General features: G+C 56.0%; 20 protein-coding genes. 17 read left to right on the plus strand and 3 right to left on the minus strand.

All coding sequences use genetic code 11. The annotated features are described in order from the left end of the window. Positions 1-43: 43 nt before the first annotated feature. Positions 44-1,546 (minus strand): efflux RND transporter periplasmic adaptor subunit, encoded by a 1,503-nt coding sequence (locus ACO6TI_RS28125; protein WP_282044918.1) that lies wholly within the window; start codon positions 1,544-1,546, stop codon positions 44-46. Between the two features lie 182 nt (positions 1,547-1,728). Next, positions 1,729-2,397, minus strand: a complete 669-nt coding sequence (locus tag ACO6TI_RS28130; RefSeq protein WP_029065079.1) for an outer membrane protein — start codon at positions 2,395-2,397, stop codon at positions 1,729-1,731. Between the two features lie 347 nt (positions 2,398-2,744). On the opposite strand from ACO6TI_RS28130, the gene ACO6TI_RS28135 reads away from it, so the two are divergent. The 9 genes from ACO6TI_RS28135 to ACO6TI_RS28175 all read left to right on the plus strand — a co-directional run bounded on the left by ACO6TI_RS28135 (position 2,745) and on the right by ACO6TI_RS28175 (position 12,855). Then, on the plus strand, positions 2,745-3,770 hold the full coding sequence (locus ACO6TI_RS28135; protein ID WP_055117788.1) for a calcium/sodium antiporter: 1,026 nt from the start codon (positions 2,745-2,747) through the stop codon (positions 3,768-3,770). 80 nt (positions 3,771-3,850) lie between these two features. After that, positions 3,851-5,830 carry an excinuclease ABC subunit UvrC gene (gene uvrC, locus ACO6TI_RS28140; RefSeq protein ID WP_104703946.1) on the plus strand — a complete coding sequence of 660 codons (1,980 nt, stop codon included), beginning with the start codon at positions 3,851-3,853 and terminating at the stop codon, positions 5,828-5,830. A gap of 91 nt (positions 5,831-5,921) precedes the next feature. After that, positions 5,922-7,031 (plus strand): endonuclease/exonuclease/phosphatase family protein, encoded by a 1,110-nt coding sequence (locus ACO6TI_RS28145; RefSeq protein WP_196894438.1) that lies wholly within the window; start codon positions 5,922-5,924, stop codon positions 7,029-7,031. 95 nt (positions 7,032-7,126) lie between these two features. Continuing rightward, a complete protein-coding gene (locus ACO6TI_RS28150) occupies positions 7,127-7,705 on the plus strand; it encodes a thymidine kinase (protein ID WP_055117791.1) in 579 nt (192 codons plus the stop codon). A 312-nt stretch (positions 7,706-8,017) separates the two neighbouring features. Next, positions 8,018-8,419, plus strand: a complete 402-nt coding sequence (locus tag ACO6TI_RS28155) for an ATP-binding protein (protein WP_156958900.1) — start codon at positions 8,018-8,020, stop codon at positions 8,417-8,419. A 23-nt stretch (positions 8,420-8,442) separates the two neighbouring features. After that, a complete protein-coding gene (locus ACO6TI_RS28160; RefSeq protein ID WP_144436056.1) occupies positions 8,443-8,811 on the plus strand; it encodes an STAS domain-containing protein in 369 nt (122 codons plus the stop codon). Between the two features lie 223 nt (positions 8,812-9,034). Further along, positions 9,035-9,799: a transporter substrate-binding domain-containing protein gene (locus ACO6TI_RS28165; RefSeq protein ID WP_196894436.1), complete on the plus strand. Its 765-nt coding sequence runs from the start codon at positions 9,035-9,037 to the stop codon at positions 9,797-9,799. A 30-nt stretch (positions 9,800-9,829) separates the two neighbouring features. Next, on the plus strand, positions 9,830-10,747 hold the full coding sequence (locus ACO6TI_RS28170) for a transporter substrate-binding domain-containing protein (RefSeq protein WP_196894434.1): 918 nt from the start codon (positions 9,830-9,832) through the stop codon (positions 10,745-10,747). Beyond that, the gene (locus ACO6TI_RS28175; protein ID WP_108875562.1) at positions 10,744-12,855 is read left to right on the plus strand and encodes a PP2C family protein-serine/threonine phosphatase; all 2,112 of its coding nucleotides are present in this window, start codon (positions 10,744-10,746) and stop codon (positions 12,853-12,855) included. The genes ACO6TI_RS28170 and ACO6TI_RS28175 overlap by 4 nt, the downstream gene beginning before the upstream one ends. Positions 12,856-12,876: 21 nt before the next feature. Here the strand turns inward: ACO6TI_RS28175 and ACO6TI_RS28180 are convergent, their stop codons facing one another. After that, the gene (locus tag ACO6TI_RS28180; protein WP_055117802.1) at positions 12,877-14,478 is read right to left on the minus strand and encodes a Na/Pi cotransporter family protein; all 1,602 of its coding nucleotides are present in this window, start codon (positions 14,476-14,478) and stop codon (positions 12,877-12,879) included. A 543-nt stretch (positions 14,479-15,021) separates the two neighbouring features. On the opposite strand from ACO6TI_RS28180, the gene ACO6TI_RS28185 reads away from it, so the two are divergent. The 8 genes from ACO6TI_RS28185 to ACO6TI_RS28220 all read left to right on the plus strand — a co-directional run bounded on the left by ACO6TI_RS28185 (position 15,022) and on the right by ACO6TI_RS28220 (position 22,582). Beyond that, on the plus strand, positions 15,022-15,978 hold the full coding sequence (locus ACO6TI_RS28185) for a TAXI family TRAP transporter solute-binding subunit (RefSeq protein ID WP_197000185.1): 957 nt from the start codon (positions 15,022-15,024) through the stop codon (positions 15,976-15,978). Between the two features lie 137 nt (positions 15,979-16,115). Beyond that, a complete protein-coding gene (locus ACO6TI_RS28190) occupies positions 16,116-17,876 on the plus strand; it encodes a TRAP transporter permease (protein ID WP_422383825.1) in 1,761 nt (586 codons plus the stop codon). Between the two features lie 159 nt (positions 17,877-18,035). Beyond that, positions 18,036-18,329: an HlyU family transcriptional regulator gene (locus ACO6TI_RS28195; protein ID WP_029065090.1), complete on the plus strand. Its 294-nt coding sequence runs from the start codon at positions 18,036-18,038 to the stop codon at positions 18,327-18,329. 128 nt (positions 18,330-18,457) lie between these two features. Continuing rightward, complete coding sequence (gene pgsA / locus ACO6TI_RS28200) at positions 18,458-19,030, plus strand: CDP-diacylglycerol--glycerol-3-phosphate 3-phosphatidyltransferase (RefSeq protein WP_029065091.1); 573 nt, start codon at positions 18,458-18,460, stop codon at positions 19,028-19,030. Between the two features lie 48 nt (positions 19,031-19,078). Then, a complete protein-coding gene (gene moaD / locus ACO6TI_RS28205) occupies positions 19,079-19,330 on the plus strand; it encodes a molybdopterin converting factor subunit 1 (protein ID WP_055117807.1) in 252 nt (83 codons plus the stop codon). After that, positions 19,327-19,794 carry a molybdenum cofactor biosynthesis protein MoaE gene (locus ACO6TI_RS28210; RefSeq protein WP_108875566.1) on the plus strand — a complete coding sequence of 156 codons (468 nt, stop codon included), beginning with the start codon at positions 19,327-19,329 and terminating at the stop codon, positions 19,792-19,794. Before moaD ends, ACO6TI_RS28210 begins: the two co-directional genes overlap by 4 nt. A 112-nt stretch (positions 19,795-19,906) precedes the next feature. Then, complete coding sequence (locus ACO6TI_RS28215) at positions 19,907-21,208, plus strand: multidrug effflux MFS transporter (protein ID WP_321190661.1); 1,302 nt, start codon at positions 19,907-19,909, stop codon at positions 21,206-21,208. 270 nt (positions 21,209-21,478) lie between these two features. Continuing rightward, entirely contained in the window at positions 21,479-22,582 is a 1,104-nt protein-coding gene (locus ACO6TI_RS28220; protein WP_422383826.1) for a serine hydrolase domain-containing protein, read from the plus strand. Positions 22,583-22,611 lie beyond the last annotated feature (29 nt).

The following is a 22,611-nucleotide window of genomic DNA, read 5'->3' on the forward strand; positions in this document are numbered from 1 at the left end:
ACTCCATTTGCGGCACATTCGCACGTGCCGTTTCAGACGTGTTCTAGCCCTTGCGGCCGCGTCCCTGCTCGAGCCGGTCAATGAGATCCTTGGGGACCATCGGCTCGTTCAGGAGCGCCAGCAGGCGCGCTTTCCGGTTCTCGGGCATGTTTGAACTGTTCAGTTGCTCGATCAGTGCAGCGCGCCGCTCCGGTTCCAGCGCAATCAGATCTCCCGGAGGCCTCGACGTTGCCTGTGGCACCTGCGCTGCAACGGGCACAGAGTTTTCCGTCTCGGCATCATCGACGCGTCGTGGTGTGACTTTCAGACCTTTGCCGAGTTGCGGAAGACGTTCACGAACATAGTCGGTGCCGAAGGGTACATCAGCCAACAGGACTTCGTTCTTCATGCGCCGCAGCACACGGGCGCGAATCTCGTCGATACGATCTCCGTCACTTACGATCAGGATCCGGCCGTCCTCAGTCACGGCAGCTGCTGGAACAACTGCAATCTGGGAAAGTTCCGGCTCTTCGACATCTACCTTGACGAAATCACCCGGTCGCAACACCGTTCCAACTTCAATATCGAGCGTTGCAAAAAGCGTTCTGCCCGCTTCGCCTTCCGTTACGATCGCAGCAGCACGATCGATATGACCGGGCACTTCGACAGACCTGCCTCCAAGCTGAAGCGTGACGGCAACAGGTGCCTTGATCAGTTTGCCGCTGTCATCCAGCAAGCGTGAAAATTCCGCCGTGGACAAGGAGAATCTGACCTCGAGCGCCGACGGATCGATCAACAGGGCCAGGGTTTCCGACGGACTGACACGGCGCCCCAAAGTCGCATCGACTTCCGCCAGGTATCCATAGAACGGCGCCGTCAGCGTGGTCTCATTCAGTACACGCTCGGCATCTTCCAGGGCGAGCTGCGCACGCTGAACGGTCAGATCCATGCGTTCGATGCGCTTTCTGGCGGTAATTACGGATTGTAGACGGTTGTTCAGGGCCTGTTCCAGCGAGGCTACGGCGAGTTCTTCTGTTTCGACCTGAACTGCGGTTGAATAGCCCTTGTCGCGGAGCTGCAACTGACGCTCACGGGCCTGGCGGCGAAGATCAAGCTGACGGCCCGCGGCTTCAAGTTCCTGTTCAGCGACCACAATCGCTTCTTCAGCCTCGGCCTTTTGTGCGTCCGCGTCTGCAAGTGCGGCCTCCGCATCCAGAAACTGGAATTCGGCATTTGCCGGATCGATACGAAGCAGCAGCTCGCCTTCGGCAACCGCAGCGCCGTCGCGGAATTTGCTGGCGACGTCCACCAGCCGCCCCTCGGAACTCGCCCTGAGCTGGAGCGTCCGCCAACTTTCGATCTGGCCATATGCAGTGGTTATCGGGCTGATCGATTGCGGAGCCAATTCAGCAACATTGACCGTGTAGCTGCGTTCGCGCGCCGGCCGCTGGCGCGCGGTTTCTTCCGCCGTCATCGCGCCATACAGCCTGTAGGCGCCGAACCCGGCGAATCCAACCATGATTGCCATCAATGCCAGACCGACAAGTCCGCGCATCAAAAACCGCATATGCCTCTCCACTCGAACGGTCGCGCCTGTCAGCTGCATCACTCCGACCTGACACCGCATGTAGCGCTAAGTTCATGTTTTACCATGGATGTAAGGCAATTTTCAGAAAAGCTTGTATCCAGGTGTAACAAAAAACCGGCCCCTTTCGGGACCGGTCTTTTTGAAGCCGTTTGTGTTTGATGTCAGAATTTGTAGCCGACACCAAAGCGGACGAGCTGATTGCTGAAGTCCGAAGTCACACCGGTTCCGTTCAGGTTGAAATCCTGATCACCGAAATCCTGGTAGGCATATTCAAGGCGCGCGGTGACATTGTTGGTGATCGCCGCTTCACCGCCAGCACCAAGGGTCCAGCCGACTGCCGTTTTGCTGTCCTTGTCGCCATTGCCGGAAACTTCAAGATCCGCAAGCGCAAGACCGCCGGCACCGTAGACCAGGTACCGGTCGAAGGCGTAGCCGATACGTGCCCGGACGTTCGAATTCCAGTTCGACTTGGAGGTGAGCGTCACCCCGCCGGCAGATTTCGTGTCTTCAAGATCCGACAGCGAGAAATCCGCTTCGGCACCGACCACGATGTTCGGTGTGACCTGGAAATTGTAACCGGTGTAAAGACCACCGGCGATACCATTTGTATCGGTATCCAGATTGGTTCCACCGGCGCGATTGTCGAAATTTCCGAAAGCCCAACCAAGGTTGCCACCGATATAGAGACCGGTCCAGTCGATGCTCTGCTGCTGAGCCGGAACCGCCTCATAGGCCGGAGCCGGCGCCTGGGGCAAGTCCGCAGCCCACACCGGAGCAGTTCCGGCTGTTGCGGCAGTCACTGCCAGGCCTGCGATCGCAAGACGTTTCATGAATGATACTCCAGATCCACTGTATCCATACTGAGTTGGCCAAATTCTTTGGCCGATTAAGAAGGACGGTTTCGTCGCGCCCTCACTCCCCCAATACGGACATATGGGGACCGTTTGTGGCGGATCAGGAATGAGATTTGGGAGTTTTGATGACGAAAGCAGGCAACAATCTGTCAAGGTGAACTTGCCGTTAAGACAAATGCAATTTGCAACAGTGCCGGTGCAAAGATGCTTGTCCTTGGGTTTCCCCATACCAATCTATTGCGTATAAGGCGCCCAACTGATTTGCGTGCTCCCTCCGACAACCATGCGCGCAGGCCGCAAAAAACCCGAACCGGAATTCATAGATGCTGTTTGACTATATTAGCCTCGCAGGCGGATTGGTTGTGCTGATTATTGCCGGCGATGTCTTGGTCAGGGGCTCTGTGGGCATTGCGCAGCGACTTGGAATCCCCAACCTGGTGATCGGTTTGACGATCGTGGCGTTCGGAACGTCCGCTCCCGAGCTTGTCATTTCTCTCAAGGCGGCGCTCGAAGATGCCGGCGGCATCGCGATCGGGAACGTGGTCGGCTCCAATATCGCCAATGTCCTGCTGGTTCTGGGATTGCCGGCACTGATTGCAGCCACGCCCTGCGGCGAAGCCGGCGCAACACGCAACGCCCTGTTCATGGTAGCAGTCACCGTTGTCTTCATCGGAATTTGCTTTTTCACGCCGATCGGCCTGATGGACGGTGTGGCTCTGTTGTGTCTGCTCGCAATGTTTCTGGCCGCGTCCACAATAACTGCCCAGCGGCACCGCAAGGCGCAGAAGAAGATTGCAGCGGCTTCCGCAGGCGCAGCCGTTGCCGACACAGGTGTGGATGCGGATCTGGGCACTGAAGATGCTCTCGACGATGTCGAGGATGTTCCCGATTCTGTCTGGATCGCGCTTGTCTACATTGTTCTTGGCCTCGTCGGCCTGCCGCTCGGCGCCCATTTCACAATTACCGGAGCCACGGACATTGCAATGCACTGGGGCGTCAGCGAAGCCGTCATTGGCCTGACGGTCATCGCCCTTGGTACGTCGCTTCCCGAATTGGCGACGACAGTGATGGCTGCCATCCGTCAGCACGGCGCGGTCGCCATCGGCAACGTAATCGGTTCGAACATCTTCAATCTGCTCGCGATCATCGGCATCACGGCCGTTGTGGTTCCGATAGACGTACCGCCGGAAGTGCTCAAACTGGACGTCTGGGTAATGCTGGCCTGTGCTGTTCTTCTGGCATTCCTCGCGGCCTACCGAATCTGCCTGAACAAGATTTCAGGACTGGCCATGACAGCCGCCTACGCGTTCTACATCACAACCGTCTATATGCTCGGGAATGTCAGCTGACGGCAGGATGTGGCCACTGTAACAAACCCGGCACGGCCCAGCCTCTTCCCCAAACTGGTCTGTGCGCTTAAATGTCTTTCATGCAGGACACATCCGATTCCCGAAAAGCAGCCGGAAACGGTGACGAAGAAAAAACGCCCAGCGCCAAAAAGGGTGTTGACGTTATCGCCAGCGAAGTCAGACGCCTGCCCAATGGGCCCGGTGTCTACCGGATGTTGGACGAGAACGGCGAGGTGCTCTACGTAGGCAAGGCGCGAAGCCTCAAAAAGCGGGTCACGAGCTATACGCGGCTGCAGGGACAGTCAAATCGCATCATGCGCATGATCCTGTCGACGGCTGCGATGGAGTTCGTTGTCACCCAGACGGAACCGGAAGCGCTTCTGCTGGAAGCCAATCTCATCAAGAGGCTGCGCCCGCGGTTCAACGTCCTGCTCAGGGACGACAAGTCGTTTCCCTATATTCTGGTCACGGGCGATCACCAGTCCGCAGCAATCGTCAAGCATCGCGGCGCCAGAAAGCGAAAAGGAGACTATTTCGGTCCATTCGCATCCGCAGGCGCAGTGGACAGAACCATCAACGCGCTTCAGAAGGCCTTCCTGATCCGCACCTGCTCGGACAGCTACTACGAAAACCGGTCCCGGCCCTGTCTGCAGTATCAGATCAAGCGATGCGCCGGACCCTGCACGGGCGAAATCGGCCAGGAAGATTATGCTGGCCTGGTTTCGGAAGCCAAGGCCTTCCTGTCCGGTCGCAGCCAGCTGATCAAAAAGCAACTGGCCCAGCAGATGGAGGCCGCCTCTGCCGATCTCGAATTCGAGCGCGCCGCCATTTACCGTGACCGACTGTCGGCCCTGTCCCATGTGCAGGCCCATCAGGGAATAAATCCGCAATCGGTTCAGGAAGCGGACGTATTCGCAATCCATCAGGAAGGTGGCCAGACCTGCGTGCAGGTCTTTTTCTTCCGCACAGGCCAGAACTGGGGAAACCGGGCCTATTTTCCAAAGGCCGACAAATCGCTCGACGAGCCGGAAATCCTGGAGAGTTTCCTCGCGCAGTTCTATGACGACAAACCCGCGCCGAAGCTGATCCTGCTGTCACATGATCTGGCGGAACAGGACCTTCTTTCCGAAGCGCTCACGGAACGCACCGGTCGCAAGGTCGATGTATCGGTTCCAAGACGTGGTGAAAAGAAGGAACTGGTCGAACACGCCTTGACGAATGCGCGCGAAGCGCTCGGCCGCCGTCTCGCAGAAACCTCCAGCCAGGCGCGTCTTCTCAAGGGTGTTGCCGAGGCCTTCGACCTGACCGCGCAACCGCGCCGGATCGAGGTTTACGACAACTCGCACATCATGGGGACGAATGCTGTCGGGGGCATGATCGTTGCCGGCGTCGAAGGCTTCGCCAAGGGGCAATACCGCAAGTTCAACATCAAGTCCGAAGATCTCGTCCCCGGGGATGACTACGGCATGATGCGCGAGGTTCTGAACCGTCGCTTTTCACGCCTGCTCAAGGAACATGCCCGTGAGGAAAAGCCCGAAGCCTCGCCGGTGGACCCTGAAGGTGACACAGCCGGCAACGAAGAAAACGGCGCGGATATAACTTCTGACATTCCTGCCTGGCCCGATCTGGTTCTGATCGACGGCGGTCAGGGACAACTGACAGCGGCCAGGGAGACACTAGAAGATCTTGGTATTACCGATGTCCCTCTTGTCGGCATCGCAAAAGGCCCCGACCGGGATGCGGGCCGCGAAAAATTCTTCATTCCCGGAAAACAATCCTTCATGCTGCCGGAACGGGATCCGGTGCTTTATTTTGTCCAGCGGCTGCGCGACGAAGCGCACCGGTTCGCCATCGGCAGTCACAGGGCGCGGCGCAAGAAGGACATCGTAAAGAACCCGCTGGACGAAATTGCCGGCATCGGCCCGACCCGGAAAAAGGCGCTTTTGCGCCACTTCGGCACTGCGAAGGCCGTTTCCAAGGCCGGGATCGATGACCTGGCCGCTGTTCCTGGCATTTCCGAAGCCATTGCAAGGCTGGTTTACGATCACTTTCACGAATGAAGCGAATGTCGGCAGCGGATTGTTTACGCGTGCACACATGGTGGGAAAACTGTGCTATGGCAGGGCCAATTCCTCAAATCCGATTTGATGCATGCTCTCCTTTGTCACCCGGCCCCTCAGACAGTTCTTTCCCACATTCGCGTCGCTCGTCTGCTGGTGCGGCTCGCTCGGTGCGCTGACATTCTGCATTCTCGGCCTGTCTGCCTTTGCCGCACCAGACTACTGGTTCGCGGACAACATGAGCTTCTTCCTGCGGCAGTTTCTGGTCGCAGGATTGCTCGGCTGTCTTGCCGGAACTCTCGGATTGCTGATGTTGCACAGGCTGCGCCTGATCTACCGGACTGTCTGGATCCTGGCTGTAGTCTCTTTCCTGTCCCTGGTGGGTTTGACAGCGGCCCGCACTCTGGAGAACACCGCAAGGATCGAGACACCTGCGGCCGGTGAAAAGGTGATCAAGGTCATTTCCATCAACACCGAGCGGATGTTTCTCGGTGACAAGAGACTGACAGCCTTTATGGAAAGGCAACAGCCGGACATTCTCGTCATACAGGAAGCCTTGTGGTGGCTCCAGGAACGTCGCTGGGAACGCCTTGAGCGAGCCATCGGCGGACTGGGTGAAAATGGATATCCGGATCATGTCGAGGTCGGAGCATCAGGCAGCCTGGTGATTTATTCGAACTTCCCGATCCGGCTGGAGAATTCAACGATTGTTCTGGGCGAACTTCATGACACTGCAAGTGTCATTCATGACCCGGACCGGGAATTGCTGCAGGTCAGCCTGGACACAGGCGCGCGCGACCTGAAGCTCCTTGCGGTCCATCCGGACAGTCCGAGGAGCCTTGTCCGTTGGCAAAACAAGCGCCGATACTTCGATGAAGCCGACAATGTCATTCAAGAACTGCAGCAAAGCAGCGGCGATCCGCTCGTCGTGATCGGCGACTGGAACAGCGCGCCCTGGTCCGCGCGCTTTCAGCAAACATTGTCGCAAAATGGCCTGAAGACTGCCTATCCAGGTGGTTGGCCGCGGACAACCAGGTTTTTTTTCGACTACCGGCTGCACTGGATTCTCGGTTCGCCGGTGGACCAGTTTGCGGTTTCCGAAGGCGTCAAGGTGCTCAACGTATCGACCGGTCCGGACATCGGATCAGATCACTTGCCGCTCATCGTCGAACTTGAATTGCCGTCTCCAGGCAATAATTGAAACATTGGCTGTGACTTAATCCTGAAAGTGTTTGAGCCTGCGGCCCGGATTCGGAAGACTGCGTGTTGACCGACACCGATTCCATGACAGTTAGAATGGCCAAGCTTTACTTCAACTACTCTTCCATGAACGCCGGCAAGACGACCGTGCTTTTGCAGGCAGCCTACAATTATGAGGAACGCGGAATGAATGCGCTCCTCCTCATCGCAGCTTTTGACGACCGCGGCGGCAAGGGCAGAATAGCCTCCCGCATCGGTCTGGCAGCAGATGCAGATATCTTTACAGCCCAGGACGACGTGTTCGATCACGTGAAAGCAACGCACCAGACCACGCCGGTCGACGCGGTTTTTGTCGACGAAGCCCAGTTCCTGACGGAGGGCCAGGTCTGGCAATTGGCAAACGTCGCAGACAAGCTGCGCATTCCCGTCATGTGCTTCGGGCTGCGCACAGATTTCCAGGGAAAACTGTTCCCCGGCAGCGCGGCATTGCTCGCTCTTGCCGACAATCTCAAGGAAATCAAGACGATCTGCTGGTGCGGTCGCAAAGCCACCATGGTTGCCCGGCTCGACGGCAATGGCCGGATCCTCGAAGAGGGCGATCAGGTCGTTATTGGTGGCAATGAAACCTATGTGTCGCTCTGCCGGAACCACTGGAGTCGCAGGGAACTGGCGTGACATCTACCGCAATTGGGCGAGTTCCGGCTGTCACCAGGTGCCGCAGTGATCCCGGATCCTGAAAAGGACCTCTCCAAAACGTATCAGGACCGCGTTCTGCGCTAACTCGCACCGTTTCGCCGGTCCGTCTGTTGGCGCCGCGCACCTTTGACAAAGTGGAACGCAATCCGGTCCTTCATCAATCTGGCAGTCTGCCAGCCGTTGTTGGCAATCGGTTAGCAGATATGCATTATGTTGATAATACAGCTGAAGATAAACGATCAAACCTAGTCGGCAGCCGCATTGGAAAGCGAACGAGTATTCGAAATTAGTGTGAGAAACGATCTGTCGGAGATGGGAACCGTAAGCACCACTCTCGACGATATCGGCACACGATTCACGCTTCCCTGCAAGGCGGTAATGCAAGTACAGATCGCCCTGGACGAGGCTTTGAGCAACATTGTCAAATATGCTTGGCCGGAGGGGGGCGAGCACGAAGCTCTGGTCAAAATTGCCGTCTTGCCCGATCAACTTAAAATTCAGATCATTGATGATGGGCAACCATTTGATATCAGCCAGATCAGAACCGTGCTTCCTGCGCCGGGAGACAGCAGAAAGAAGTATGGCGGGCGTGGGATAATCATGCTCAAGAAACTGGTCGACAACATTGAATATGACCGTAAGAACGGCCGGAATTATTTGACACTTTCAAAAACAACCAGTCCACTTCAGTAAGATTGGCCCAGGGTGCGGAAGACATGGATATTGCGGACAATTTAAAAGTAAATCTTGTAGTTCAGGAAAATACTTGCATTGCATCGATCGAAGGCCGAATCGATAGCAGCAACGCAACGAAACTTACAGAATATCTCACCCAGGTCATTGCCGAACGCGGTCCGACCATGATCCTCGATCTGAAAGACCTGTCCTATCTGACCAGCGCCGGCTTCCGCGCAATGTTGATCACGACCGACGAGGCAGAAGAAAAAGGCGGTGCTCTAACGCTTTGCAATGTCAGCCCCGACATGAAGGAACTGTTCGAAATGGGGGGCATGATTGATGTATTCGTTATTCATGAAAACATTGATGCCGCGGTATCATCCCGGCAACATAATGCTTCCATGTAAGTAAAAGAAGAAGCATATAAATAATTAAAGAGAAGAATTGACACCAATTCCACGGGAGGGGAAAATGCTTGTCAATAAATTAATAGTAATATCTTCATTTTTAGCCATGAAGATCGTTGCATTTATTTCGCTGATAGCACTTGCCACCTCTACTTACGCGCGTCCGCTCGACGAGATATTGGAATCTGGTGAAATAAGATTTTGCGTAGTTGTTTGGGGACCAATGGTCGGCGAAGTAAATCCTTCCGATTGCCTTGGAAACGAGTGCACTTTTGAAGGCCCCGTCAAGAACCTTTCGCTCGCCTTCGCAGAGTTTCTCGATCCGCAGCTCGAACCGTCCTTTCGTGTGCTGAAATGGGACCAGCAGTTTCACAATGAGGATGGTGTCACACTTCGCGATGAGAGCTACACCCCTGCCCTCATGTCTTCAGGAACGTGTGATCTGTACACGTCCTTCATGGCCGAGCGCGCCTGGCGGCAAAAGAAACTTGCAATGCCCGCAGTCTGGCCGGGACGATACGTTATCGTTATTCACAAGGACCGTGCGGAAGAGTTTGGAGACTTGAGTTCATTGGCCGGAAAAGTCGGTGCGGTCATCGAAAACTCAACCCAGCACACTGCACTGGATCAGATGAACTCCACTGATTTTTCCGGCAACCCGACACAATACAGCTTCGTTCAGAACTACGGTGAAGGCATTGATGCGGTCGAGGTCGGCGAAGTGGACTATACCGTGATAGGAGCCGACTCCGCCCTTTGGTACGGCCGGAACGAGGCGAAAAATTCTGTTGCCGTCTTTCCGATCGGCCCGGAAAGGATGAACAACTGGGCACTTCACAAGGACTACACCGAACTGCTTGGAAAAGTGACCGAATTCATCGAAATTCAGCAGGTCTCCAAGGGGTCTGCACTGGATCAGTTGTTCAAGGATTATACCGGTCTATCCTATGCCAAGTATCTTCGATTGATCAGTCATGGGATCAGGTAACCCGAATTTCTGAAACGGGGGAGACAAACAGTGTTCGCACGCGTTCGATATAGTCTCCAGACAGGCGTCGTCCTGGCGTTGATACTGGTGGCGTCAACGTCCGATACCCTGCATGCCCGCCCATTGAACGACATCATTGAGAGTGGCGAAATCAGGTTTTGCGTCGCGCCAATTCATCCCTCAATCGCTTCCGCCGAACCTCCAGTCTGCAGGACTGATTGCAAGTTGAGCGGTCCGGTTGTCGAAGAAGCCAGGGCGTTCGCGGCTTCACTGGGCGAAAACATGAAGGTCAAGTTCGTCACCATTGGCTGGGACGAACAGTTTCATGACCAAAGAGGCATTACAGACCGGGCATCCGATTCAACACCCCGGCTTTTGGAAAACGGTACATGTGACATCTATCCCAGTCATCTCACGATCACGGACTGGCGATTGCGCATGATGGATATCGTTCCACTTTTTAACAGCAGGATGATGGTGATCGTCGACAAGGGGCGACAGGAAGACTTCAAGATGCCCGCAGACCTGGCTGGAAAATCCACTGCGGCCGAAAAAGACACCTCGTTTCACAGCTGGATACAGGCTCAAAACGAGGGAAAATTCTCTGACAACCCGATCCTGGTTGAGCTCCTCAGTTCCGAAGAGGTCTTTCAATCCCTTGATGACAACAGGATCGATTTTGTGCTCACGGACGCAAACGCTGCAATCTGGTCCATCCGCCACACACTGAACAATGCTGCGGTCGCCTTCCCGGTAGGTGAAGACGAGCAGATAGGTTGGGGCGTCAGCAAATCGGACAAGGCACTTCAGAAGAAGATCGAGACCTATTTTGCCGAGCAGAAGTCAAGCAACACCTCGACCTACAACAGAATTTGGGAAGACCATTTCGGCGTCTCGCTGACCCGGTTTGAAAATCTCCTCAATTCACTGAGTCAATTGCCGAGATGACGACCACGAGCTCACAGGAACAGATCGATCTGAACCGGCGAAATTCCGGCCTGAAAACCGGGGGTCTGGTCAACCGCTCAATCAGAACCAAGCTGATTGGTGGTACGGTTGTCATCGTTCTGATCATTGTAAGCCTGCTCACTTTCGTTCTCGCCAGAAGCGCGGCAGACCTGCTGGAAAAGGAATCCAGCAATCAACTATCGCAACTTCTGGATCAGAGCACGCTCATTCTTTCAAGCTTTCTGGAGACAAACGAGGCCAATCTCGTGCTCTGGTCGACTGAGCCGCTGGTTCACTCGGTTGCCAACGATCCGGCTCTGGCCGCAATTTTCGCGCTTGGATTGAACGACTATTTCGAGACTCATGTTTCGAACAAACCCTGGATTCGCAATGTCGCGCTCGTCAAAGACGGGACTGTCGTATTTGCACAACACGCCAGCGACGATCTTTCGACAGATACGGCGACGCCCGCTTCTGCAAACCTGTCACAATTGCTCGCCGCTCCCGCGGAAGGCCTGTCGGTCATCAGACTGGCAAGCAATGATGGCGCCGAAGATCGGGCAATTGTAATGAAACGGCCACTTCTGGATGAAGCCGGCCCGAAGGAAAATGCCCACATCGTTCTTTTGCTCGATCTCGACACGGTTCAGGAAGACCTTTTCGGTCAGATCAAGGCTGGCACCAATGGCTTTCTCACGCTGGCGGTCGAAGAGAGGTCGTCCGCAGGCCGGTCGCTCTGGGTTCCTCCGAACCGAAACATCGAGGGGCCGGAAAGCATCGAATTTATGCAAGCGCAAAAATTCCAGGGGTTTCCGGCGCGCTCTGGCGAAGAATATGAGTCTATCGTCGTCGACCATCGCGCACTTGCCGATACGCCCCTGATGATGATCGGAGTCGCCGCAACGCGCGACGTGTTTGAGCCAGTTACAAAGCTCGTGCTCATTTCGGTGATTTGCGGTGTTGTCGCAATCTTCGCCGGTGGCGTGAGCCTGTTCTTCTTTTCCGGTCGGCTGACTGCACCGATACGTGAATTGACCGCCAGGGCTCATAAGTTCGCGTCCAGCCGCCTGGATCCTGCGGTCTCGTCCCCGGCGCTGGAGTCCGGCCAACCGACACCGGCCGAAGCGTTCGACACCAACGGTCACACCGATTTCGAGGAAATCGACAGCCAGGATGAGGTCGGCGAACTTTCCTCTGTCTTCCGCCTTCTCGACCAAAGAACGCAGGAACTGGAGCACGCTAACAGCCTGCTTGGAAAACGGAACCAGGAAATCGACCAGGCAATGCTGGCACTCCAGTCCACGCAGGACGAGCTTGTCACCAACCTGAGCCGCCTGGAGCGTGAGCTCGCCACTGCCCGAGAGCTTCAGTTGAGCATGGTTCCAAGCGTGTTCCCTCCTCTTTCGTCAACTCAGCCGGTGGACATCTATGCGATCATGGAACCGGCTCGAGAGGTCGGAGGCGATCTTTATGATTTCTTCTACGCCGATGACGACACAATCTGCTTTGTTGTCGGAGATGTGTCCGACAAAGGCACATCGGCTGCACTCTTCATGGCAAGAACACGCAGCCTCATCAGATACGCAGTCAACCAATGGCGCGAGACCACCGGTCAGGTTCCCGATGCATTGAACATCATGGCCTCGGTCAACAAGGAACTGTGCCAAAACAACAAGGCCCGAATGTTTGTGACCTTGTTTCTCGGCTTCCTTGACGTGAAGACCGGAGTTTTGAAGTGTTCAAACGCCGGCCACATCACCCCTTACCTCATCAGCAAGGGTGGGGTGATCGATCCGGTATCGGACCGGCGCCCGGGCATTCCGCTGGGTGTCGAACGCAACAGTGCCTATCGCGACGTTACCCGGCAGCTCAAGGAAGGCGACATGGTTTTCCTGTATTCAGACGGCATCCCGGAAGCCATGAACGCCGAAGGTGTCTTTTTCTCGCAGGAAAAACTTCGCGCGCATCTCAGGGAAGCCCATGCGGACTCGCCCAGGGAGATCATCACTTCCCTTCGTGAGAACGTGTCTGAATTTGTCGGCGCAACAGACCAGTATGACGATGTGACACTGTTCGCCTTGAGATGGCATCCCGAACAGCTCAACTAGAGCCTTTTGAACGATGAAGCATCAGCCAACCTCACGGTCCTTGTTGTCTTCTTGTGTAAATTCACTCAGAAGCATGAAAAACCGCTGGCACAGGTTGGTAACCTTGAGAAGGTTCAATTTGGATTCCGCATTCAGATGATCATCGGCTGTCAAATAGGCGCTTCGAATGCGCTGCATGGAATCACCCCGGTCACCCGCGATCTTTCCCAGCCGTTTTTGATCCGATGGACGACCATCAACAACGGCCCCTTCGAGCGTTAGCACGACCGTGTCAAGCGCTTCGATAACATTCTGGTTGAACCGGTTCATGGACCCGAGCCCCGGGCCGGAACGGATCGCCTGAGCAAGCTGATGAAGCGTGTCTTCCACACCCAGCAGAAGTCTTTGCCGGTTCAGCGCCGCATTCAACCGGTCATACAATTCGTGATCATGATCGGTTTCGCCGAACTCATCCAGAAATCCGTCGATTTCTTTCGCCAGAGCCTGAAACGAATTGTGGAGTGCCGTCAGTTCCGAACCGCCGTTCTTGTCGTCGTCCCTGAGATGTTCGAAGTATTTGGTAAAAAACTTGACCAACCGATTTTGTTCCAGGTCGACCAGGTCCAATGCGGTCTCCGGATCAACAAGTGCCTGGTCGTGAATGTAATGAAGCCGGGAATTGTCTTCAGATGCAGTCGCCGGAAAAAGCCATTCCCCAAGACGGCTGAGTGGAGAATTCAGAGCGAAGACGATCACTGCACCGGTCAGGTTGAACAGCAGATAAACATAGGCCATTTGCTGTTCCAGGCCGCCAGGAAACAGGCCCATGATACCCTTCACCAGAAAGAGATCGGTGCTTCTTTCAATGTAAAACAATGGAACAAGCACAAGACAGGGAATGATGTTGAACAGGACTTGAAACATGGCGATTTGCATGGGTCTGCCGCGCAGGTTCCATGACAGTGCCAGCGTGTTGATCGAGCTGCCGAAATTGGATCCGTAGATTGCCATGATCGTTTGTTCGACACTGAAGACGCCTGCCCCCGCAAGGGCAATTGCCAGAATACTGATCGCGGTGGAGGTCTGCGCCAGAAACGTCAACCCGGCCGCAGCCACAAATACCAGCAAAAAGGAGTCCTTGACGCGTTCAAGAACCTGCGCAGCCCAGGGTTGCTGGACCAGCGGCACGGCGCTTTCCTGCAGCGTCGCAATGCCAAGAAACAGAATTCCGAGGCCGAAAAGCGCCGCGATCAGAGGTTGCCAGCGCGACAGCCGTTCGTTTGCGATCGCAAAACCGGTTGCCCCTATCACGAACAGCATCACCAGCTTCATGTTGAGCGTCGCCAGCAACACCAGCACCGATGCCCCGACATTCGCTCCCGCGATAATCGGCAAGGTCGATCTTATTGTCAGAAGTCCTGCAGTGAGCATCCCGACAAGGACAAAGACAAGAACCGACATGCTTTGTGCAATGCCACCGGCAAGAGCACCCCAGCTGAAGGCGATCAGGGGATGCCGGGTCCACCCGACAATGGCGCGCCTCAATCTGCGCCCGGCGAAACGTTTGAGATTTTCAGTCAGCAGCCAGACGCCAGCGAAAAACAGGCCAAGTCCGCCGACTATGCCGCTCAACAAAACAAACAAACTTATTGTCGCCTCCCTGGGACGAAATCGAGCCACATTCTTGTCTGGAGCGAACGTTTTTTGTTCGATGCTGACCCGATGAGAACGGATACTAGAAGGAAACTTCGCTCGATGAAAGCGGTTTCAAGGGTTGGAGAACTGCGGGAAGCCCAGCCTTGTCGATCACTCGAAACCCATCAATGAATACTTGCTTCGCCGCTCGCTGTTCGGCATCGAGCCTTTTCGCAACTTGGCATTCGCAACGTCAGGGCTTCAATCACAATTCGGTCGGGAAGTGCGGCGCCACGCACTCTGACAGGGTCATGAAAGCGTCGTCTCTGTCATGATCCGATCCTGTTCGGGGGCGTTCGTCCAAATCACACGCCTCCATTTGACCTTCGAATTTGCCTCCGACCACTGGGGATCGAAAAGCGCCTTGATGCCCACTTCTTCGCCCCCTACAAAGAGACAAACGGCACGCGCCTTGCTGGTGCAGTGGTGTTCCAAGGCCGGGCGGCGAGCTTGCTCGTCGCCAAACAATTATAACTTTCAAGGGAGTAAACTATGAAAAAAGCAATATTGTCACTTGCGCTCGCAACCACGTTGGCCTTGGGCGCCGGATACGCGTCAGCGGAAACCCGCATCACCTACAAGTCAGCGAAGTCGACCTCTTCCTACTATCAGATGGCCGTACAGATCGCCGAAGCCATGAAGGCCGGCTCCGACGGCGACATCATCGTCACGGTCGAGGAAAGCCAGGGCTCGGTTCAAAACGTGATGGAAGCAAGAGCTCGTGGCGGTGACTATGTGTTCACCACTCCGCCGGTTCTGGTAAGGCTTGCCCAGGGCGGCAAGGCCATGTTCGAAGGCAAGTCCGATCCCAAGTTCGACGAGATCAGGGCGCTTTTTCCCATCCCCTCCCTCACGATGCATTTCGTGATGTCCGAAGAAAGCGGCGTCACCGATTTTGCCGGCATGGAAGGCAAGACGATCCTGCTGGGCAAGGGATCTTTCGGTGCTCGCGAAGGTGAGAAATACCTGAAGCTGTTCGGTCTGGACGGCAAGGTCGACCTGGCGGAAGTCGAGCTTTCCAATGCGGTCGCTGCGCTGAAGAACGGACAGATCGACGGATTTGTCACTGCCGGATCTTTCCCGGCACCCAATGTGATCGAGGCCGCCGCTTCAACCGGTGTCAACGTCATTTCCTTGAGCGACGACCAGATTGCGGAAACCAAACGCACAAAACTGGTTATCCCGGGCGGAACCTATGCTGGGCAGACAGAGGATATCGTCACGACTTCTCTTCCTGTCGTTGCCTTCACCACTTCCGCGATGAGTGACGATACGGCCTATGAACTTACCAAGACCTATTGGGAGCAAAAAGAAGCCATGGGCGGTGCTGCGCCCTGGTGGAACGGCGTCGAAACGGGCCTCATGAGCAATATAACCGGGAAAATTCACCCCGGTGCAGTCCGGTACTACGAGGAAGCCGGATTTGAGCTGACACCGGAGCAACAGTAACACTCAACTGAATATCTGGCGGTCTCCGTGATTTCACACGCGCGGAGACCCGTTGCCCGAGAAAGGTCGTGCCGCCGCCGCCCCGGCAGCGTGACCGGTGGTATCTTGCGCTGTTTCGAGGCGGGAAGGACTTTGACTTGAGACCCTTGATCATCGCAGCAGCGCTCTGTCTGGTTACATTTCACCTCGCACTTATTTTTTCCGGCCTCGTGCCCAATCTTGTCAGCCGTCCGCTTCACCTTGCGCTCGCACTGCCCTGGATACTGCTTGCGGCGCAGCAGGGACTGTTGGCACGGACAAGCGGCATCATCCTGACGGTCCTGGGCATCGGTGCGTGCGTCTGGGTAGCCGTGTCGCACGACCGGCTGTCGGACCAGTACGGATTTCTGGAAGGGTCTTTTCAGCTCGCCATCGCCGTCATCCTGATTGTCGTTGTTCTGGAATCAGCGCGGCGGGCCATCGGCTTGCCGTTGCCGCTTGTCGCACTCCTGGCACTGCTCTACGGATTGTTCGGACAGCATATTCCAGGTGAATTTGGCCATTCCGGCACGCCACTCGCCAGTTTCCTGGGAACACTCACGATCGCAGAGGGTGGCATCTGGGGCAGTTTGACCGGTGTTTCGGTCAATGTTGTCGCGATATTTGTCATATTCGGCGCGGTGCTGAATGCCGGAGAGGCAGGTCAGGGCTTTATGAACATCGCCTCTGCCGCCGCAGGCAGGTTGAAAGGCGGTGCCGCAAAGGTGTCTGTCCTCTCCTCCGCGCTTTTTGGTTCCATATCGGGCTCGGCCTCGGCCAATGTGGCGTCCACGGGAGCGATCACGTTGCCGGCAATGACCCGTCTGGGGTATCCAAAGCGCCTCGCGGCTGCCGTTGAAGCAGTCGCATCGTCCGGCGGGCAGATCATGCCTCCGCTGATGGGTGCCGGCGCTTTCGTCATGGTGGAACTCACCGGCGTTCCCTATACCTCCATCATGGCAGCAGCGCTCCTGCCGGCCCTCCTCTATTTCGTCGCTGTCTGGATTGGTGTTAACGCCTACGCAAATCATCACGATCTTGCGGGTCTTGCTGAAAAGGACCGTCCATCAGGGCGCGATGTGCTCGTCACTTCCTGCTTCTTCATGATCCCTTTCACGGTGTTGCTCATCGGCATGTTCTGGGTTCAGTACACCCCGCAATATTCAGCATCCATGGCAATCCTGGCCAGCTTTCTCCTGTTGTTTTTCAACGCAAGGGGTATTGGTACCGGGAAAGAGGGCTTGGCCCGTGTCGAAAGGGCCCTCGTCAACGCCGCGCGGCAGGTGTCGATGATCGCAGCCATCATAGTTTGCGCATCCATCATAATTGGCGTTCTCTCCATCACCGGTCTTGGCGTCAAGATCACATCACTGATCCTTTCCGGTTCAGGAGGACTGCTGTGGCCGTCCCTGTTTCTGACGGCCTTGGCCTGCATGGTGCTTGGGATGGAGGTCCCAACCACCGCCGCCTACGTGATCTGCGTTTCCGTCGCCGGTCCCGCCCTCATTCAGCTGGGCCTGGAACCCCTGCAGGCCCATCTTTTCGTTTTCTGGTTTGCACTCTTGTCAACGATCACGCCACCGGTCTGCGGTGCGGTGTTCATCGCCGCCGGAATGATCAACGAAAACTGGCTGAAAGTGGCCTTGACAGCGATGGCCCTGGGGATCGGCCTCTACATCATTCCCCTGGCAATGATCGCGAACCCTAGTCTGATCAGGCTGGAGGGCGACACCATGGGCGCAATCTTCGCCGCATTGCAAACCGGTCTGGGCCTTGGTTTGATTTCCTACGCACTTATCGGCTTCAAGAACCCTGCATTGCGTATAGTTTCAGGCGTCGCCGGCCTTGCGGTCGTCTTCTGGCGCGTGATGATCGGCTAATCTGCTTGTTGCCACGAAGCGCAAGAACACAGCAATTCCGCTGGCATTTACCAAAGATAGCCGTCTCCTTTACGTCTCTTGACCAAATCGTAAAGTCATTCCCCTTGATGCCCCTTGCCGCGCCCCCTAAAAGGGAACAAACAGCAAGGAGTGGGCGTCATGCTCGGCAAGATGTTCAAATCCCTCTTCGGAGCGTCCGGAGAAGGTCAGACCAAGAGTGCATCAAAGACCGCGCCGGTCGAACATGAGGGTTTTCAGATCATCGCTGAACCACAGTCCTCGGGCGGCCAATGGCAGGTTGCCGGGCGCATCGAAAAGCAGGATGGCGAGGAAACAAGGGTTCACCGCTTCATTCGCGCAGATGTCATGCCGGGTGAGACCGAGGCGGCCAATGAGATGATCCGCAAAGCCAAAATGATGATTGACCAGCAAGGCGATCGAATTTTCGATTGAAATGGTCGAACCGAATCTGTAACCGAGGCAGGTGCGCGACGCGTAGTGGATGACTGATCGCCTGTCTCCGGCAATGCAATTTCAATTGATTTCGAACATCCGCCAATACCCGCATTCTGAAAGCAGACATGAAACGAAACGTTGCTCTAAGCCTGCCCAACCTGTTGACCTATGGTCGTATTCTGGCGGTGCCCGCAGTTGCGGCATGTTTCTATTTTGAGGGAACCACGCCGCGCTGGATTGCGCTGGGAATGTTCATCGTTGCGGCAATCACGGATTTTTTCGATGGTTATCTCGCACGTGCCTGGCAACAGCAATCCGCGCTTGGACGCATGCTTGATCCCATCGCTGACAAACTGCTCGTATCCGTCTGCCTGCTCATGCTGGCGGCCGACGGCACAATTGGCGGTTGGTCGCTTGTCGCCGCAATCATCATCCTTTGCCGGGAAATACTGGTCTCGGGATTGCGTGAATTTCTGGCAGAACTTCAGGTCAGTGTTCCGGTTACAAAGCTGGCGAAGTGGAAAACGACAGTGCAACTCATCGCGATTGCGTTTCTGCTTGCCGGGCCCGCCGGCGACACGATCTTCGCGTATACGACGTTGATGGGACTGACGGCACTTTGGCTCGCGGCCATTCTTACACTATATACCGGTTACGACTATTTCCGTGCCGGGATCGGCCATCTCATCACCGAATAAGGCACGCTGTGCGGCGTTGCCAGCAAAGCCGTACTATCGGGAGGTCTCATGAATATTAGGTACTTTGCCTGGGTTCGCGAAAAGGTTGGCATAGAGGAAGAAACCATCGAGCTTCCCTCCAATGTGAAAACTGTCTCTGATCTGATCGCACACCTGAAAGACCTCGACGACTATCACGCTTCGGCTTTCGAGGAAGAAGACGCAATTCGTGTTGCACTGGACCAGGAGCATGTCGAACCGGATACGGAACTCGGCGCAGCCAGGGAAGTCGCCTTTTTTCCGCCGATGACGGGTGGATGATGATGCCGGTCACACCAAAGGTGAAAGTTCAAACGGAGGATTTTGACGCAGGGGCGGAGTCCGGTCTGCTGACCTCGGGCCGCAAGGATGTCGGTGCGCTGGTGAGTTTTACGGGCCTGTGCCGCGACGAGGCCGGTACGCTGAGTGCCCTGGAGCTGGAGCATTACCCCGGCATGGCAGAGGGCGAACTGACCCGCATCGCGCAACAGGCAATCGAGCGGTGGCCGCTGACCGGTCTGACGGTCATCCATCGTCACGGCAAGATCCCCCCCGGAGACAATATCGTACTGGTCATAGCGGCGTCCTCCCATCGCCGAGCTGCCTTCGAGGCAGCAGACTTTCTGATGGACTACCTGAAGACCCGCGCTCCTTTCTGGAAAAAGGAACACCTGGCTGAAGGCGGCACCGGCACCTGGGTGGACGCCAAGGACGGGGACGACAGGGACGCTGCACGCTGGACCTGAGCGCCCGCAACGCTTAGACTACCCGTCTCCCAAGCTCGCGTACCGCGCCGTTTTTCCTCTATCACTGCTGCGGTCAATCGACGGCTCACACCTTTGAACTGGTTCCGGTCCCTTGAAACACGACATCGACTCCACCGATGCAGGCACTGCTGATTCCGCCTCCGGGCTGAACCGCCCCCGCGGCGAAGGCGAAGTCTTGCGGGAACCCGGTATTCCATTTGCCGAGTTTGTCGCGATCATTGCGATGATCATGGCGCTTAACGCCATGGCGATCGACGTGATGTTGCCGGCACTGCCCGCCATCGGTGATGCGCTCGATATCGTCGAGGAAAACAACCGTCAGCTGATCCTTCTGTCCTATCTCATCGGTTTCGGCAGTGCACAGCTGTTTTTCGGTCCGGTGACCGACGCATTCGGCAGGCGCAAGATACTGGTTGGCGGCCTCGCGCTCTACAGTCTGGCGAGCATCGGCGCAATATTTGCGGCTGATCTCGACTCGCTGCTCATATCACGCGTGCTGCAGGGGGTCGGTTGCGCCGGAGCTCGCGTTTCCGCGCTTTCGGTCGTCCGCGACTGCTATACGGGCCGGCGTATGGGCAAGGTCATGTCGCTGGTAATGATGGTCTTCATGGCTGTGCCGGTTGTCGCACCGTCCATCGGTCAGGTCGTGCTGCTTGTCGCCGGATGGCACTGGATCTTCGCGTTGCTGCTGTTTTCCGGTGTCGCCATGCTCGTGTGGTCTGCCTACCGGATGCCGGAAACACTGGCGACGGAAAACCGCCGCCCCATGGTGATGTCCACGATCATCAGTGCTTATGTGACCGCTCTGACGACGCGCGTCAGCCTCGGCTACACGTTCGGCACCGCCTTCATTTTCGGCGGCCTGTTCGCGTTTCTGGCCATGTCCCAGCAGATATTCGTCGACATCTTCGATCTCGGGGCTCTCTTTCCCGTCGTCTTTGCCGCAATCGCGATCACCATGGCCGTCGCAGCCTTTACCAATGCTCAGCTTGTGGAAGCCATCGGAATGCGCCGCCTGTCACACGGGGCGACGGTGATTTATACCGCTCTGGGTTTGATCCTGTTTATTGTCTCCACGTTCGGGATTGAAAATTTCTGGCTATTCCTCGTGCTGGTTACGCTCATCATGACCAGCTTCGGATTCATGGGGGCGAATTTCAATGCCATGGCGATGGAGCCACTTGGTGCTATTGCCGGGACGGCATCATCGGTGATTGGGACGATCAGCACGCTAGGTGGCGCAATCCTGGGTTACATCATGGGTCAGCTCTTCGACGGGACGACCCAACCTCTGGGTCTTGCCTATGCCGTTTATGGCCTGTGTGCCATCGGATGCATTCTCTATGCCGAGCGGGGACGCATGTTCCACGCCTTGCACGACGACCAGACATGACAAAGGCCCGCAATTTGGCCAACTTCCGACTTGAAGAAGGGTGCATGTCATTGTGCTCCCCGGCCTTTGACCGGAGTTCGGCTTAACGTCCCGCGCGACTGTCTGCGGCGAAAACGACGCTGCCTTCGGACAATGACACCTCGAGGCCGGTCTCATCGCGGCCGACAGACCATGTCTCCAATCTTGGTGCTGCTGTTCAATTGTGCGAAGCTTTGCAAGAATTCCAATCGGCAATTCTGAAACTTCCCGACGACGCGGAACCGATTTCACATGACAGATGCAACTGCTTCACTGGACACCGGAAAGAATGTTCCAGAACCGGAATACGGCAGCGGTTGGGAGGTTCTGACTTCAGACAATGACCATCTGCAAAAAGCCGGTGTCGGCCGATCCAGAATTGAACGCGTTTTTGAATTGCAGGATTTTCTGTTTGGCGGGCAAAACTGGGCAGCGGTCATTGTTCGTGATGGCCGCATCGTTCACGAACATGCCTCGTTCATGGGGCTTGCAACAAGCCGGTTTGATGTTTGGTCATGCACCAAATCCCTAACTGGAACGGCATGGGGTCTGCTATTTGACGATAGCCGAAAAGGGCTCTTGAAAGGCGGTTTGCAGATCAGCATCGACACGCCCGCCTACCAGTATGTGCCGGAGGCTGCGCCTCTGAGCGATCCGCGAAAAAGCCGGATAACAATCGGACAGCTCCTGTCGATGACGTCTGGAATCAAGGGAGAGGATCATGGGCTTTACGGCGTGCCAACGGGCCCCGATGCAGGACCGTTTGAGCACGCTTTTGGGCATCAGGCCAATCGCTACGGGCGCAGCGCCGCAACTCTTTCCGCGGAGCCGGGCTCCGTTTGGGAATACAGTGATCCGGCCTTTTCGCATTTATCGATCCTTTTTGCGCGAATTGCAGGCATGGAGATGGGCGAGTTTATTCAGCAACGCATATTTGCACCGATCGGAATTGAGCATGCGAGCTTTGGTGTCCTTGGTGGTGCTGGGCACATCGGTCCGCATACAAGTGGTCATGTCGGTCTGGTCATATCAGCCCGAGACCTTGCCCGTTTCGGATTGCTCGCGTGTCGCCATGGACGCTGGGGAGACCAACAGATTATCCCTCAATGGTGGTGTGACCTGGCAACACGGTCGTCCCAAATGCTGAACCACGAATATGGGTATTCCTGGTGGGTCAACGCCAAACGGACCCGTTGGCCGAAGCTCCCCGAGGACACATTTGCGCTGCAGGGTCACAACACCAACAATTGCTACATCGTTCCTTCACTGGATTTGATTGTCGTCAAAATCGGATCTGGACCGACACGGTGGAACGAAGGCGACTTTATCAATGGCATCGTTGACAGCCTGGTTTGACAACCGCTGGTAGGATCCGCCCGATCAAT

Source organism: Roseibium album, assembly GCF_965233825.1.
Taxonomy (GTDB): domain Bacteria; phylum Pseudomonadota; class Alphaproteobacteria; order Rhizobiales; family Stappiaceae; genus Roseibium; species Roseibium album.

What these genes read in the sequence shown, in the direction of transcription:
- ACO6TI_RS28125 (WP_282044918.1), bottom strand. Translation starts at nt 1,546, where the DNA reads ATGCGGTTTTTGATGCGCGGACTTGTCGGTCTGGCATTGATGGCAATC.
- ACO6TI_RS28130 (WP_029065079.1), bottom strand. Translation starts at nt 2,397, where the DNA reads ATGAAACGTCTTGCGATCGCAGGCCTGGCAGTGACTGCCGCAACAGCC.
- ACO6TI_RS28135 (WP_055117788.1), top strand. Translation starts at nt 2,745, where the DNA reads ATGCTGTTTGACTATATTAGCCTCGCAGGCGGATTGGTTGTGCTGATT.
- uvrC (WP_104703946.1), top strand. Translation starts at nt 3,851, where the DNA reads ATGCAGGACACATCCGATTCCCGAAAAGCAGCCGGAAACGGTGACGAA.
- ACO6TI_RS28145 (WP_196894438.1), top strand. Translation starts at nt 5,922, where the DNA reads ATGCTCTCCTTTGTCACCCGGCCCCTCAGACAGTTCTTTCCCACATTC.
- ACO6TI_RS28150 (WP_055117791.1), top strand. Translation starts at nt 7,127, where the DNA reads ATGGCCAAGCTTTACTTCAACTACTCTTCCATGAACGCCGGCAAGACG.
- ACO6TI_RS28160 (WP_144436056.1), top strand. Translation starts at nt 8,443, where the DNA reads ATGGATATTGCGGACAATTTAAAAGTAAATCTTGTAGTTCAGGAAAAT.
- ACO6TI_RS28165 (WP_196894436.1), top strand. Translation starts at nt 9,035, where the DNA reads ATGGTCGGCGAAGTAAATCCTTCCGATTGCCTTGGAAACGAGTGCACT.
- ACO6TI_RS28175 (WP_108875562.1), top strand. Translation starts at nt 10,744, where the DNA reads ATGACGACCACGAGCTCACAGGAACAGATCGATCTGAACCGGCGAAAT.
- ACO6TI_RS28185 (WP_197000185.1), top strand. Translation starts at nt 15,022, where the DNA reads ATGAAAAAAGCAATATTGTCACTTGCGCTCGCAACCACGTTGGCCTTG.
- ACO6TI_RS28195 (WP_029065090.1), top strand. Translation starts at nt 18,036, where the DNA reads ATGCTCGGCAAGATGTTCAAATCCCTCTTCGGAGCGTCCGGAGAAGGT.
- pgsA (WP_029065091.1), top strand. Translation starts at nt 18,458, where the DNA reads ATGAAACGAAACGTTGCTCTAAGCCTGCCCAACCTGTTGACCTATGGT.
- moaD (WP_055117807.1), top strand. Translation starts at nt 19,079, where the DNA reads ATGAATATTAGGTACTTTGCCTGGGTTCGCGAAAAGGTTGGCATAGAG.
- ACO6TI_RS28210 (WP_108875566.1), top strand. Translation starts at nt 19,327, where the DNA reads ATGATGATGCCGGTCACACCAAAGGTGAAAGTTCAAACGGAGGATTTT.
- ACO6TI_RS28220 (WP_422383826.1), top strand. Translation starts at nt 21,479, where the DNA reads ATGACAGATGCAACTGCTTCACTGGACACCGGAAAGAATGTTCCAGAA.